Genomic DNA, 14,661 nt, shown 5'->3' on the forward strand with positions numbered 1-14,661 from the left:
CTTACATAAATATTTAAACTATTTATAAATAAAATCCCATATTTAGAGTATTTATATAGATATGTGTAAACAAATTACAGCCATCAAATTTTTTTATTGTAATTTTAAAAGTATATTTGCATTAATTTGTCTTATATATTTTTTTATCATTTAAAATAGACAATGTTATTTTGGATGCTGTGATACCATTAGAATAATCTTTACTTTGAATGTTTGTTGCAAATAAATAAGTATTTCCATTTTTTTCTAAATAGCCTATAAACCAACCATTTACATCTTTTCCATTTATATTAGCAGTACCAGTTTTTCCATAAAGCGATACTCCAGCTTCTTTAGATATCAATAATGAATCTTTTACAATTTTTATATTGTCATCTTTAAATTTAAATTTATTTGTATAAAAATCTTTAAGTAAATTTACCTGTTCAATAGGTGAGATTTTCAAAGAAGATTCTAACCAATAGTTTGATATCCCAGATGAAACATCACAATTTCCATAGTTAATTTTTTTTAGATAAGTTTGTACTTTCTTCATACCATTTTTTTTGTCTAAATCTTGAAAATACCAGTTAACGGAGTTTTCCATAGCAGAAAATAAGTCATGGTCTTTATTCCAAGAATCATTAGTAGAATACTTCCCATCCCAATGAATGTATGAATTATCTCTTGTTATCACACCATTTTCTAATCCCAACAAAGCACTATAAATTTTATAAGTGGAGTCTGGTGAAATTCTCGTTTTACTTTTTTCTTCATTATAAATATGATACTGATTTGACTCTAAATCATACATTACAAAACTTCCATCAAAACCCTTGAAATACTGACTTAAATCTTCATATAAAGTTTGATTACTTGTAATATTATATTTTTCATTGACATCTGCCATAATGGATAGTGTAGGGCTACTTCCAAATACAATTAAAGCTATTATTATAAAAATTAAAATACTTTTAAGTTTTAAAGCTTTTGACTCAATTTGGAAATCTGTTATCTTTAATATACGTCTTTTTATTTGCTTTTTTGAACCACCAATATCTGAAGTAAGTGTGAGATTAGATGGCTTTGATAGATTGTCTATAAAATTTATTATGGTATGTCCATATTCTATGTAGCTATTCTCATCAAGTCTTTTTAAAACTGAAATATCACATGCAATCTCACGGTCTAATCTCATTTCTTTAAGTGCATACCAGATAAGAGGATTAAACCAATATAATATTTGGAAAAAACACATTAGATAATTTACTAAAATATCTTTGTTTTTAGAGTGTTGTAATTCATGAAGTAAAATATATCTTATGTCTTTTAAAGATAATTTAGATATAGATTCGCTTGGTAATATAATATGTGGCCTAAAGTATCCAAATGTAATAGGTGTATTTATAATAGATGATTTACATAGTATAAAATTCTTATCTAAACCTATATTTTCTTTACAGTGCTTAAAAAGTGAAAGTATCTCTTCATCTTCTAAAATTTGTACTGATTTTTTTATATTTCCTATTTTAAAATTACAATGAACTGTAATAATTATCATGGTTGTAATTCCAATTATCCATAATGTTAGCAATAAAATATTTAAATTATCGAAATTAGATTGACTCAAAGATACTGAAAAATCTTTTAATGCATTTGAATTATTAATTATACTGTCTGAAGAGTTTTTTACAATAGAAGTATTTGCTGTATTATTTTCAATCTGAGTAAAACTAGATATATAGCTAAATATATTTAAATGATTAATATATTTAAGCGGAATAAATGGGATTATTAACATTATAAGTATCATAAACCCGATATTGTATTGATACATTGCAGAAATATGTTTTTTTAATATTTTTTTAGCAAGCAAAATTATAATAATTAAAAAAGATAAGGTTATTGTGCTAAGCAAGAATCGAATAAAAAATGGAGCATACATACTACTTATCCTCCTTAGTTTTCCTTTTATCTAAAATATGTCTTAATTCTTCTATATCATCTTCTGATAATTTATCATTCTCTAAAAAATTTAGTACCATAGAATTAAGTGTTCCATTATAAAAGCGATTTAAAAAAGAACTACTTTCTGTAGATACATACTCTTCTTCTTTAACAATTGGAGTATAAACAAAGACTCTGCTATTTTTTTCATATGCCAAAGCTCCCTTTTTAACCAAACGCAACAACATTGTCTGAATAGTCTTAGGACTCCACTTACTTGTTTTTACTAGCTTTTCAATCACTTCATTCGTACTAATAGGAGCATGTTTCCAAATGATTTTCATTACTTGATATTCTGCTTCTGAAATCTGTGGTAGTTTTTTCATAAGATACCTCCTTATACTTACATTTGTAATACATAAAGTATATTATCATTAGTTTGCTTTGTCAATTTTTTTAAATAGTTCATTTTTAGTCATCTAGAAAGTACATGTATTTAAATATAAATAGTATTAATTAAGCTGTATGTATGGTAAAAAATTAAATATAAGGATTATATTGACAGTTAAAAAAATGGTTGATATACTTATTGTTGATATAACAACTAAAATGGAGGTATAAATTATGATAATTACAGTTATAAATGGAAGCCCTAGAAAAAATGGGGCAACATCAAATGTTTTGACTCAGTTATGCAAAGATATAAAAAAAATTAAACCAAATGTCAAAATCAATTTTTTTAATCTAAGTGAAGTCAATCCATCATATTGCATTGGTTGTTTAAATTGTTATAAAATAGGTAAGTGTATTAATCTAAATGATAAAGTAGAGTATATTCATGATATAATTACTAAGAGTGATGGCGTTATATTTGGTAGTCCAACTTATGGAAGTAGTGTAACTGGTCTTTTTAAGGTGTTTACAGATAGAGCTCATATGATGTTAGAGCGATTATTGTATCATAAACCATGTATAGCAGTTACAACATATGAAAATGCTCGTGGTTCAAAAGCTATTTCTTTTATGAAATCAATGGTTTTAGATTCAGGAGGTTATGTTTGTGGTCATTTATCTGTAAAGGTTGGATTTAATCAAAATCCTATAGTTGAAAGAGTAGAATCAAAGATACAAAAGGTATCTAAAAAATTTGTTTATTGTATAGAGGAAAAGAAAAATCCACCTGTGTTTTCTCAAATCTACGACTTTATTGCTATGAATATTATTTTAAAGCCAATGGCATTTAAAAATATTGAGCAATATAAAGGAATAATTGATAGATGGGAGGCGCAAGGTATTATTTAGATGGAGGTATTATGAGAGATTTTGAGAAATTATATGAAGTTACAAGTAAGTTAATAAGTACTTCATTGAAAGTAAAAGAAGATTTAAAAAAGATGTTTAAGCAAAATGGGTATGATATAACAACTGATCATTATGCTTTATTAAGATTTCTATGGGAACAAGATGGAATTTCTCAAATAGATTTGTGCGAAAAATCATGTAAGGATAAATCTAATACAACAAGAATTTTAGATGTTATGAAAAATAAAGGCTTGATTGTTCGTAAAGTAGATGTTAAAGATAGACGAAAATTTCAAATATTTTTAACAGATGTAGGCAGAGAATTAGAAGAGCCATTAAATAAAATTGCAGATATATATGCAACAGAGACATTTAAAACTATTTCAGATGAGGAGCTGTCTTTATTTACTGAAGCTTTAGATAAACTCAGTAAATAAGTATAAACTATGTTTTAAGAAGTCTTTTTAACTCATTGATGATACAAAACAATAGAAAGAGGGATAGGGATGAGTTCTAAGATTTATTATTTTTCTGGAACAGGAAACTCTTTAGTGGTTTCAAAGACTTTAAAAGAAATGTTAAATGAAAATGGGGAAGTAATACCTTTAGCTATACATAGAAAAGAAAGACATATAGACGTAAATGAAGATATATTGATAATTGTTTTTCCAGTTTATTTCGCTGATGTTCCTGATATAGTAAAGTTTTTTATAGATAAGTTAAATTTTAATAGTAATACTCATATATATGCTATTGCCACTTGCAATGGGGTGGCTGGACACAGTTTATTTACTATAGATAAATTACTTAAGAAAAAGGGTAAAAAATTATCTGCTGGTTTTTTAATTAATATGCCTGGAAATGCTTTGATAACACCTCCAGATGTTGAAGAGGAAAGATTGAGAAGTCAAACTAATAGAGTAGCTGAAGTTGCAAAATGTATCAATAACTTGGAATTTGGAAATATAGAGGGAAAAAACAATTTAAAGTCACATATAGATAGTGTTGTACTTCGTCTAGTAGGTAAAAACATGCAGATTGCCACCACTAAATTTTTTGCAGAAGATAATTGTAATGGGTGTGGAACATGCAAAAGAGTTTGTCCATTAGAAAACATAAGTATAGTTGACAGAAAACCAAAGTGGGGTAATGAGTGTGAAAGATGTTTAGCCTGTTTTCATTGGTGTCCAAAAGAGGCTATTAATATAAAAAAATCGTTTTTGACAGATAGAAAGAAGTATCACCATCCAGATGTTACAGTAAAGGATATATTTTTAGAAAAATAGATAAGTTTGATTTGTTCAATGATGGACAATATTAAAGGTTAGTGATAAATAATATTAAATAAAAATTTAAATTTACTATAAAAAAAGTACTATAATTATAACTTATGATTTGAAAAGTAGAGTGCCTCAAAGCGTTTTTATGAGGCACTTTTCTATTATTTTATAAGTTCTATCATTTTTTGAATATCTTCTGAGGCCATTTCGAATTTTGATTTTTCAATCAATAAGTTCCCACCAGTCATAATATATGATGGAAATATTCGTAAATTGTCATAATAAAGTTCATTATTACGAAGTTTGTATGTTGAAATAGAAGGAACTGCATTCTTTTTTGTATGTTTTTTAGTAATCATATTAAAAGATTTTTTTGCTACATCTCCCATTAACATTATTACCTTTAGATTACTGAATAATTTAATTTCTTCTTCTAAAATAGGCATGTGCGATTGAATAGTGTCGCGAGTTATTGTATATTCTGATTTAGGTAATTTTACTGCATTTGTTATATATATGCCTAGATTTAAGATATCGTTTATGCTAGATACTTTTATACCTGCATTTTGGAATAAAGGGATTGTATTTTTTAAGTAGTCAGCATGCTCATCTAAACTATAAAAATCATCATTAGGATTACTTGGTACAACTTCGTTAATCATTATAGTTTTTATAGAGTCTGTATCTATTGTTATATTGGGAAGATATGATAAGACTTCATTATCCTCAAAAAGATTATTATTTTTAATAAATTCATTTAAAGTTGATTTTATATTTATCTTCATATGTTTAAGCTCCTTAATTTTAAGCCTTAAATACTATAAAAAGTAATTGTAAAGCAAAAGAATTTTAAAAACATAATAGCACAATAAACATGACAACATAATGTCATGTTTATTAATTAATATCTTATATAAAGAATATCCTTTGAAAAGTTCAATTCTATTTAAAAACATAAATATGCCCTCCAGAAATAATATTAATCTATTACCATTATAAAAGAAATTAATTCTAAACTGTTATAAACCAAAGATAGTAAAATTACATTGACTTGTAAAGTTTTTAGAAGTACGATGTAAATATTAAAATTAATAAATCAATGTTTTTATAATGAAATGTATTAATAAGATTACATAAAGATTGGATGGAGATTTTATATGAAATAAATGCCAGAAGGAAAAATAAATATAGATACACAGGAAGTATTACAACAAAAAGTTAAAGAATGGAAAGCTGTATATGAAAAATATAGAAGTACTTTAAATGTAAATGCTAAGTCTATTTTGGAATTAGTAGAATATTTGAAACAAAAGTATACACTAAAAGAAGAAGCTTCGGAAGAATTTAAAAATGTAGTCATTAATAATATTAAGTTAAACAAACCTTTTTCAAAAAAGATACCGAGCAATAAAGAATTGAAACCTATTGTATTTACAATTCAAAATGAAGGAAAAGCAAAGACTTTATATGAAAATCAAGAAGAAGTTTATAGTGGTTGTTCTATTGTTGTAGGTATGGAATTTGAAACAGGTTGTGTTTTTGTGGAAGGTAGTAGTGAACTTGCTGATGAAATAACTGCATTTAAAGGATTAGATGAAGATGATATAAATAATTATTATTTAGTAGCAAATTATGTTAGATGTATAAAGAAATATAATCTTATAGATGAATAAATACTTTAAATTAGGCAAATTAAATCTAGCTGACATACTGTAGAAAATCAAAAGAAATAGATAACTGTGTATTTAAAAGTCAATTAATGTGATTTTTCTCAAAATCGTTTGATTTTACAAATTGTATTAAACTTATATACTATTTTTGCTAATTTACTACTTTTAAACCATAAAATATATCAAGATACGAGAGTATATGTAAATATACACCAAATAAAAACATAAAAAAAGACCATAAATAAAGGCGATAGCAATATTTGTGGTCATAAAGATATATAATCAAAAAATCTATAGGATTATAGTTTTAAAAAGATAACTTATTATGTTTTATTTATAGATATTAATTTATTATTATCATTCTATAATATCTATACAATCAATAATATCCATTTTTTTAATTCTCCTTAAAGGAATAAGAGTGGCTATAATACATGCAACTATAGAAACAAGTGTAGCTTGTGAAATCGAAACAATTGGGATATTAGTAAAATCAATTTTTTCTATAGTAGTCATGTTTATTATAATAGCACTGGCATATCCTGCAATTGAACCAAATATAGAAGCAGAGATTCCATAATAACAACCTTCCCATAAAAACATTTTGTATAAACTACTGTTACTCATACCAATAGCTCTCTTAACTCCAATTTCATTAATTCTAGTATTAATGTTTGTATGAGTTGTGTTAATAATGTTTAAAGTACCAATCAAACCTACAAATAGTATAATAGTCCATGCTAAAAATTGTATTTGTTTGAAACTTTCTTTAAGTTGGTTGTCTGATTCAATATACGATATCCAACGAGAACCTGGATTGTTTTTGCAAATTTGTTCAATAGATAATTTTATTTCTTCTAAATTTGATTTATCTTTAGCATAAACATTTATCTGACTGAATCTATTTTTATTTGTTAGGGTGTCATATACAGTATCATATACAATAACATCAATACCATTTAACCAACCATTACCCTGCAAATTAATCATTTTATCTACAGTATTGTATACTTTTAATTGTTTTTTATTAATTGTAATATTATCCTTTGGTTTTAGATTTGTAGCCTTAAATTTTGTATCTGATGTAGAAATAGCAATTGGATTTTTTATAAGACATAGAGAGCCATTTTTGAAATCCTCCAATAAAGAATCTTTTACAGAAGGTATTAATTCTTTAAGAGTTTGTTCATCAACTCCAATAACTTTTAACATTTCAGAACCATTTTTAAAGTTAATATCTGTATTTATTTCCCCTTGTTTATATTCAGAGTATTTGATAAAAGAGGTACGATTGATATTTTTCATGTTAACTATTTTATCTAGCGTAGATTTATCAAAGCCAGGCACTTCATTTGTTAAAGAAAAATCTCCTTTTTTTAAGTCACTAACCGATTTGGATACATCTAATACATTAGAAAATTCACTCAGTGCAACAAATACTGTTATACTCATAAATAATGATAGTATAGTTATTATAGTTCTACCTTTATTTCTTTTTAGATTTAGCCATGCTAGATGTCTTTCGAAGTTTTTGATTGGTTTTTCTCGTTTAATCTTAATTTTTCTTTTGATTTTGATAGTGCTACCAGCCATAGCAATTTTAGGAGAAACATGTGAAGCATATATTGCTGATGGTAAAGCCGCAACAAATGAAAATACTAGTGAAATACTAACACTTAATAATAGTGGAATTAAGTATGCTGTTGAATTTCTCTGTATAATCTCAGGCATTTGTTTACTGTCATTTACTAAAAATATATCTGGATTTAAAATATTCGTAACCATCTCAGTTATGCTTTCAGAAGAAACAATTCCAATTATAGCTCCAATAGGTATAGCGATAGCGCATAAAAATAAAATTTGTAAGATAATAATTTTATATAGTTGTCTTGGTTCAGCTCCAATTGCTCTTAAACATCCATACTCTTTGATTTTCTTTGTAACAGAAATTTTTAAAATATTATAGATTACAAGTCCAGAGGCCAGTAGTACTAAGAGTGCAACAAATAAAGATATTATTATAATTATAGACATGCTATCACTATTGGAACTGTTTTTATCTCCTTCAAAGTTAATTCCTAATGTATTTAAATAAACCCAGTTGTATTGAATTGAACTACGAGAAATATTGACTTTTTTGGCTAATTGATTTACAATTTCCTGAAATTTATTTTGTTGCTTTATTTTAAAATCCAATGATGATAAAGCATATCTTTTAGGTAATAGATTTTCTGATGTACCTTTACCTACAACACTATTTACTATTCCACTTGCATAGCCTGTGTAGTCATTTTCTAAAATACCACTTAGTTTAAAATTGGTTTTATAACCATAGGGTTGTTCTGTATCATTTAAGAGTGAGATATTTAAATCCATAGGAATAGTTATACCAAGTTTTGGTTTTATTCCCATAAGTTGTAAGGTGTTTTCATCTAAAGCAATCTCATTTTTATTTTTAGGAAGATTTCCAAACTTTAGTTTCATTAGTTTTGGATAGTTGGAAAGTCCTATTTTATCGTATTCTTTTACAAGTATAGAGATACCTGTATTCTTTATTTTACTAGTACCAAGTGTTGTTGAAAGACCAGCTTGGTAGATTCTATTATCTTTTTTTAGTTTATCAACTTGAGTTTTATTTAGTTGGTGAAAGGATACATGTCTATCACCATTAAAAGAGCGAGCTTGCTCTTTTCTTAAGTTTTGAAGTATGCCAATTGATTGACCTACTACAGTTGTCATTATAGTTGACATTATTATTGCAATAACAATTAATGTAGTCATAAGTTTTTGGTTTTTTAACTCTTTTATTGAAAGTGAAAGGTAATTCTTCATTACTATTTCACCTCCATAAGTACACCATCAATTATTGAAAGCTGTCTGTCAGCAAGCTTTGCAATCCTATCATCATGAGTTATTACTACTAGAGTCTTTTTAAATTGTTTTGATGTTTTAATAAGAAGATTCATAACTTCACTACCACTTTTGCTGTCTAAGTTTCCTGTAGGTTCATCTGCAAATATTACATTTGGCTTTGCAATTAATGCTCTAGCAATAGCAACTCTTTGTTGCTGACCTCCTGAGAGTTCATGTGGAAGATGATGCAATCTATCTGAGATTCCAAGCAATGATGAAATTTCATTTAAGTATTCTTTATCAGGTTGTCTTTTATCTAATAATACAGGCATTGAAATATTTTCTGAAGCTGTCAAAACTGGTAGTAGATTAAACTGTTGAAATACAAATCCAAAACATTTTCTTCTAAGAGTGGAAAGTTCCTTTTCACTATATTTATACATATCTTTCCCATCAAGTAATACCTGCCCAGATGTAGGACTATCTAATCCACTCAAGATATGTAAAAGTGTACTTTTTCCACTTCCAGAAGGTCCAATGATAGAAACAAATTCACCTGAGTTTATTTCTAAATCAATGTTGTTTAATGCAATAACTTTGTTGTTATTAGAACCATATATTTTTGATAGTTGTTTTGCTTTTATAATCATAAAAAACACACTCCTTTTTTGTATAAGAAGAGTGTAAGTCATAAAACTCAATTTTCTCTCAACTTTTATACAATTATATAAATAAAAGTAAATTATAGACAAAAAGGATATAAATATATTTGAAATACTGTGTTAAAAAATAAGATAGATAGACTTATCTATATCTATTATTTTGAATCTCAATAGAAATTATAATTTAATAAAGAAATAAGAATAAAAAATTAAAATGAAATTTCCTTAGAGAAGTTTAATTAGTTTAAAGAAAATATTTAAAGAAAATTTATTAAAACTAGGCAGATTTAAGGGTATTTGTTGAGTACAATTCAATTCGTAGGGGTATAAGGGTTAAATGGATGTAATTTACTATTAAAGAAAAAGATTCCAAAATAAAGTAGGAGTTGCTATGAACATTTTTACTTAATATTTTTATTTGTTCATAGTGGTTGATATAGGAGGAGGATAACTACTAATAAAATTAACTGTAGCTTTGAAATATAAAGCTGTTATGGATTATTATTGTGATATAATAATTGTAAACATAAAATTAAACCAGATATTGGGAGGACTATAGAATATTGGGAAGACTATACAATATGAAGATAGTATTCGCAAAACTGCGAATAGGTGCAGTTCCACTTATCTTGAGCATTGCCCTAATTTTGACAGGTATATTGTCAGTTCGTTCTATCAACAACCTTGAGGGAGATGCACGTGTTATCAATTATACAGGTATTATCCGTGGTGCTACACAGAGACTGATAAAAAAAGAACTTGCTCATGTACAGGATGATAGTTTGATTGCACATCTAGATGATATACTAACAGGGCTTTCTAATGGAAGTGCTGAACTTAATTTAATAAGACTTGAAAGTGAAGAGTATCAATCATTATTAGTAGAAATGAAAAAGGATTGGTCAGATATTAAGGTAGAAATCATGAGTTATAGAGATGGCGGTTCTGGGGACAAACTGTTTGAGATGAGTGAAGATTACTTTAACTTAGCGGACCAGTTGGTAATGGCTGCAGAGGTATATACTGATAAAATCGTTCAAGATGCTCGAAATTTATTGTTTTATATTAATATAGTGTTTATATTGATGGCAGGGCTATGTACTGTTTTTGCTTTCTGCCAAGATAAACGTCGCAGAAGATTGATTGAAGTTGAAAATGAGAATAAACTAAAAAACGAACAGTTATCAAAAAGGTTGCAAGAATTGCTTGTTCCTATAAATGAAATAACAGAACTAATGTATATATCAGACATTGATACCTATGATTTGCTATTTGTCAATGAAGCTGGAAAGAAAACTTTCAATATCAATGACGAAGAGCATTTGAAGTGTTATAAAGTATTGCAGGGATTTGATTCTCCATGTTCATTCTGTCAGAATTCTATTCTAAAAAAGGATGAAAATTATACTTGGGAACATACAAACCCAATCACTAAACGCCACTACTTATTAAAAGATAGATTAATGGAGTGGGAGGGCCGCACAGCAAGAATGGAAATTGCATTTGATATTACTGAAGCAACTAATGAAAAAATTGAACTAGAGAGCCGTTTGAAGAGAGATAATGTTCTTGTTGAATGTATTCGAGAACTTTATCGCAATCATGAAACGTTAGATGCTACTAATTATGTATTGGAACAGGTAGGAAATTTGTTTTTAGCTGAACGTGCCTACATTTTCTTATTTCATGGTGATAATCTATCTAATATTGCAGAATGGTGTAAAGAAGGTATAATTCCACAAATTGATAACCTACAGGATTTACCACAGTCAGATTTTGCAATGTGGCTCAATGTGTTTCAAAAGCGAGGCAATGTAGTTATTCATGATATAGAAGACTTAAAATTGACTATGGAATTTGAATATGAGATTCTTTTACAACAGAAAATTAAGCGTCTGGTCATGGTTCCATTAGAGCGTAATGGAAAATTAGATGGATGTATTGGACTGGATAACCCCTCTATAAACTTAACGGAAAATGCAGCTACATTTCTTGAAACTCTTAGTTATTTTATTATGATTGCAATGCATAGAAATGAAAATGAGGAAGTTCTTTATCGTTTAAGTTATTTAGACACTCTTACTTCTTTTTATAATAGAAACCGTTATATTCACGATATTGATAACCTTGTGGGCGAAAAAAATTCTATTGGCGTAGTATATTTAGATGTAAACGGACTCAAGGAAATCAATGATAATTTAGGACATGATTCTGGTGATGAGTTGCTTAAAGCATGTGCAAAAATCATTCAAAATAGCTTTGAAATAGGTTCCTACTATCGAATTGGTGGTGATGAATTTGTAATTATTTGCATAGATATAAGTGAGAATGAATTCAATGAAAAAGTTCAAAAATTAAGGAATAATTTTATGAATGATGAATGTAAAGCTGCCATTGGTTCAAAATGGGAAGAAAATTGTGAAAATATTCAATTCATTATAAAAACTGCAGACGAACTCATGTATGCTGATAAAAAAGAATTTTATCATAACCATCATGCAACAGGACGCTATCGACATAATACTGATGTATTAGAAGATTCAGATAGATTGAAAGAAAAAAATATTTAATAAACAGTTTCAAGTTTATCTGTACATAAATTTATACATAAAGAGTAAAGAAGTTATTTAAGCAGAAGCATTAGTATGTTATTTGAATGATGATGGACTGAGTTAATTGACAGATAAATTTATTATTGTATTATAAAAATTAAATTTAATTAGCGAAATAGATTTTTATGTATTTGAAATGTGTTGTGTAAATCTATCTGATTTAAAAAAATCAGATAGATTATATTTATGTTTAAGGTTGCGTCTTTTTATTAGAATGTACGCTATAGGGTATATTTTAATAAAACTTAAAAGTTTATTATGTTTTATACAAGAAAATCTAGATTAAAAATTAAAGTACCTCTAGTCTTTTGTTGAGAACTTTGTTGTAATTTTAGCACCACCAATTGGATTGTTTTCAATAAAAATAGAACCACCATGTTTCTCACATAATACTTTAGATATATAAAGACCCATACCAAAATTTAAGTTGTTATTATTTAAAGTCTTATCTTTATAAAAAGGTTTTAATGCTGATTTTATAGATTCTTCACTAAATCCCACACCATCATCTTCAATTACGAAAGTAAGGAATTCTTGCTCAAGGTATATAAGTATAGATATTTTATTTTTTGCATATCTAAATGCATTTGATATTATATTTTCAATAACTCTATGAATAATATTTTCATCAAATAATACGTTTATATTATCCACTTTATTTATAATTTTAAAAGATTTTCCAGCTTGTTTTGATAGAATAGAGATATTGCTATCTAAGTTTTCTACAAAAGCATTTATACTTGATGTAGATTTTGTAATAACTAGCTCTTCTAATCGTTGAGCATTACTCATACTATTTACATAGTATTCAATTCTGTTGATATGTTCAGACATAAGTTGTGCAGTTGATAAAATTTTTTTATCACTAAGTTTTCCTGTTGGCATGTATTTTATTAAATAATCTGAGTATCCCTTTAGAACAGTCAGAGGATTTCTTAAATCATGAGAAAAAGCAGCATTAAGCTGTTTTCTATCGTCTATCATAGTCCACATTTTTATATTATTTTTATTTAGTTGCAACCTCATTTTCTCAAAGGCACTACACAGATTACCTAATTCGTCATTACTCTTATATTCTAAGTAAAAATCTAAGTTATTATTGGATATTTCGTTTGCTCCTTTATTAAGTATTTCAATAGGTATCTTTAATTTTACCTTATAAAAAATTATATCAGCCAATAATAGAAGTCCTATAAAAAATACGAGTGGGAGTATAAGCTGAAGTGTGCTAATTATATTAATCAATACTTTATCAAAATCACTATATTGATTTAAATTATTTTGCACTATGGTTATAGTTTCTGTGTATAAAGGAGTTTGTAAATATTTGTCTTGTATAGAGTGATATATGTAATTAAGTAAAATGTATGAGACCGTTGTAAGTACTGATGCTATAATTAATGAAGATAGAGTGAGAAAGAAAAAAGATTTTTTTAATGACATATTCTTTATTTTATCCATTTGTAACCAGCTCCCCATACTGTTTCTATGTAATTTTCAAGAGTATATCTTGATAATTTAATTCGTATTTTTCTGATATGTTCCATTATAACATCACTATTTCCATTTTTATCATAGCCCCATATTCTATCATAAATTCTCTCTCTATCAAATACTTGACCAGGATTCGTAGAGAGAAGTTCTACGATATCAAATTCTTTTTTTGAAAGTGAAACTTGGTTATTATCAATGGAAATTGACCTTTTTTCATAGTCTATTACTAAATCTTTATAAAAATTGACTTTAGTATGATTTGATTTTCTTTGTTCGCGTCTTAAGTGAGCAGAGACTCTTGCCCCAAGTTCTTCTAAATCAAAAGGTTTTACAATATAATCATCAGCACCAACACGAAAACCATTAATTTTATCATTGTTTTCAATTTTGGCTGTTAAAAATAAGATAGGACATGATATATAGTTTCTAATTCTACTGCAAACTTCAATTCCATCTATTTCAGGCATGTTTATATCAAGTAGAATAATGTCTGGATTTTTAGATATTTTTTCTAGTGCTTCTTTTCCATTTTGAGCAGTATAAACTTCATAATCATTTATTTCAAAATAATCCTTTAATAAAGTGGTGATTCCTTCCTCGTCATCTACAACAAGTATTTTACTGTTCATAAAAATTCTCCTTTCTAAATAAAACTTTTTAAACAACTTCTATTTTAGTATAAAAATCTCAAGAATTTCTCAAATTATTAAATTTACATAAAAATATAATAGTTTTAATGATTAAAATTAGTATATTTTTATATACTAAATAAATCAAGTGTCTAATTATTGGAAAATTTAAGCATGTAGTTAATAGTCTTTATTTGAGTATTCTAATTTTAATATATAAAGATGAATAATTT

12 protein-coding genes are annotated in these 14,661 nt (G+C 26.8%); 5 read left to right on the forward strand and 7 right to left on the reverse strand.

Annotated features, from left to right (window positions below; translation table 11 throughout):
* Nucleotides 1-121: 121 nt before the first annotated feature.
* Nucleotides 122-1,924, reverse strand: a complete 1,803-nt coding sequence (locus IC218_RS18365) for a BlaR1 family beta-lactam sensor/signal transducer (RefSeq protein ID WP_227825127.1) — start codon at nucleotides 1,922-1,924, stop codon at nucleotides 122-124.
* Between the two features lies 1 nt (nucleotide 1,925).
* Nucleotides 1,926-2,312 (reverse strand): BlaI/MecI/CopY family transcriptional regulator, encoded by a 387-nt coding sequence (locus IC218_RS18370; protein ID WP_227825128.1) that lies wholly within the window; start codon nucleotides 2,310-2,312, stop codon nucleotides 1,926-1,928.
* Between the two features lie 238 nt (nucleotides 2,313-2,550).
* On the opposite strand from IC218_RS18370, the gene IC218_RS18375 reads away from it, so the two are divergent.
* The 3 genes from IC218_RS18375 to IC218_RS18385 all read left to right on the forward strand — a co-directional run bounded on the left by IC218_RS18375 (nucleotide 2,551) and on the right by IC218_RS18385 (nucleotide 4,514).
* The gene (locus IC218_RS18375) at nucleotides 2,551-3,228 is read left to right on the forward strand and encodes a flavodoxin family protein (protein WP_227825129.1); all 678 of its coding nucleotides are present in this window, start codon (nucleotides 2,551-2,553) and stop codon (nucleotides 3,226-3,228) included.
* A gap of 11 nt (nucleotides 3,229-3,239) precedes the next feature.
* Nucleotides 3,240-3,665, forward strand: a complete 426-nt coding sequence (locus IC218_RS18380) for a MarR family transcriptional regulator (protein WP_227435289.1) — start codon at nucleotides 3,240-3,242, stop codon at nucleotides 3,663-3,665.
* A gap of 69 nt (nucleotides 3,666-3,734) precedes the next feature.
* On the forward strand, nucleotides 3,735-4,514 hold the full coding sequence (locus IC218_RS18385; RefSeq protein ID WP_227825130.1) for an EFR1 family ferrodoxin: 780 nt from the start codon (nucleotides 3,735-3,737) through the stop codon (nucleotides 4,512-4,514).
* A 155-nt stretch (nucleotides 4,515-4,669) separates the two neighbouring features.
* On the opposite strand, the gene IC218_RS18390 is transcribed toward IC218_RS18385, so the two are convergent.
* Nucleotides 4,670-5,293, reverse strand: coding sequence for a uracil-DNA glycosylase family protein (locus IC218_RS18390; protein WP_227435286.1), 624 nt, complete (start codon nucleotides 5,291-5,293; stop codon nucleotides 4,670-4,672).
* Nucleotides 5,294-5,674: 381 nt separating this feature from the next.
* Between IC218_RS18390 and IC218_RS18395 the strand changes: the two genes are divergently transcribed.
* Nucleotides 5,675-6,181, forward strand: coding sequence for a hypothetical protein (locus IC218_RS18395; RefSeq protein ID WP_227825131.1), 507 nt, complete (start codon nucleotides 5,675-5,677; stop codon nucleotides 6,179-6,181).
* A 354-nt stretch (nucleotides 6,182-6,535) separates the two neighbouring features.
* Here the strand turns inward: IC218_RS18395 and IC218_RS18400 are convergent, their stop codons facing one another.
* Nucleotides 6,536-9,010 (reverse strand): ABC transporter permease, encoded by a 2,475-nt coding sequence (locus IC218_RS18400; protein WP_227825132.1) that lies wholly within the window; start codon nucleotides 9,008-9,010, stop codon nucleotides 6,536-6,538.
* 2 nt (nucleotides 9,011-9,012) lie between these two features.
* Nucleotides 9,013-9,681 carry an ABC transporter ATP-binding protein gene (locus tag IC218_RS18405; protein WP_227483347.1) on the reverse strand — a complete coding sequence of 223 codons (669 nt, stop codon included), beginning with the start codon at nucleotides 9,679-9,681 and terminating at the stop codon, nucleotides 9,013-9,015.
* Nucleotides 9,682-10,256: 575 nt separating this feature from the next.
* On the opposite strand from IC218_RS18405, the gene IC218_RS18410 reads away from it, so the two are divergent.
* On the forward strand, nucleotides 10,257-12,263 hold the full coding sequence (locus IC218_RS18410) for a sensor domain-containing diguanylate cyclase (RefSeq protein ID WP_227825133.1): 2,007 nt from the start codon (nucleotides 10,257-10,259) through the stop codon (nucleotides 12,261-12,263).
* Between the two features lie 342 nt (nucleotides 12,264-12,605).
* On the opposite strand, the gene IC218_RS18415 is transcribed toward IC218_RS18410, so the two are convergent.
* Together IC218_RS18415 and IC218_RS18420 are read right to left on the reverse strand one after the other, a co-directional pair.
* Entirely contained in the window at nucleotides 12,606-13,766 is a 1,161-nt protein-coding gene (locus tag IC218_RS18415; RefSeq protein WP_227825134.1) for a sensor histidine kinase, read from the reverse strand.
* Entirely contained in the window at nucleotides 13,754-14,428 is a 675-nt protein-coding gene (locus IC218_RS18420; RefSeq protein WP_227483344.1) for a response regulator transcription factor, read from the reverse strand. The genes IC218_RS18415 and IC218_RS18420 overlap by 13 nt, the downstream gene beginning before the upstream one ends.
* Nucleotides 14,429-14,661: the final 233 nt, after the last annotated feature.

Source organism: Clostridioides sp. ES-S-0005-03, assembly GCF_020658455.1.
In the GTDB taxonomy this organism is placed as follows: Bacteria; Bacillota; Clostridia; order Peptostreptococcales; family Peptostreptococcaceae; genus Clostridioides.

What these genes read in the sequence shown, in the direction of transcription:
- IC218_RS18380 (WP_227435289.1), top strand. Translation starts at nt 3,240, where the DNA reads ATGAGAGATTTTGAGAAATTATATGAAGTTACAAGTAAGTTAATAAGT.
- IC218_RS18370 (WP_227825128.1), bottom strand. Translation starts at nt 2,312, where the DNA reads ATGAAAAAACTACCACAGATTTCAGAAGCAGAATATCAAGTAATGAAA.
- IC218_RS18400 (WP_227825132.1), bottom strand. Translation starts at nt 9,010, where the DNA reads ATGAAGAATTACCTTTCACTTTCAATAAAAGAGTTAAAAAACCAAAAA.
- IC218_RS18405 (WP_227483347.1), bottom strand. Translation starts at nt 9,681, where the DNA reads ATGATTATAAAAGCAAAACAACTATCAAAAATATATGGTTCTAATAAC.
- IC218_RS18415 (WP_227825134.1), bottom strand. Translation starts at nt 13,766, where the DNA reads ATGGATAAAATAAAGAATATGTCATTAAAAAAATCTTTTTTCTTTCTC.
- IC218_RS18390 (WP_227435286.1), bottom strand. Translation starts at nt 5,293, where the DNA reads ATGAAGATAAATATAAAATCAACTTTAAATGAATTTATTAAAAATAAT.
- IC218_RS18420 (WP_227483344.1), bottom strand. Translation starts at nt 14,428, where the DNA reads ATGAACAGTAAAATACTTGTTGTAGATGACGAGGAAGGAATCACCACT.
- IC218_RS18395 (WP_227825131.1), top strand. Translation starts at nt 5,675, where the DNA reads ATGCCAGAAGGAAAAATAAATATAGATACACAGGAAGTATTACAACAA.
- IC218_RS18365 (WP_227825127.1), bottom strand. Translation starts at nt 1,924, where the DNA reads ATGTATGCTCCATTTTTTATTCGATTCTTGCTTAGCACAATAACCTTA.
- IC218_RS18375 (WP_227825129.1), top strand. Translation starts at nt 2,551, where the DNA reads ATGATAATTACAGTTATAAATGGAAGCCCTAGAAAAAATGGGGCAACA.
- IC218_RS18385 (WP_227825130.1), top strand. Translation starts at nt 3,735, where the DNA reads ATGAGTTCTAAGATTTATTATTTTTCTGGAACAGGAAACTCTTTAGTG.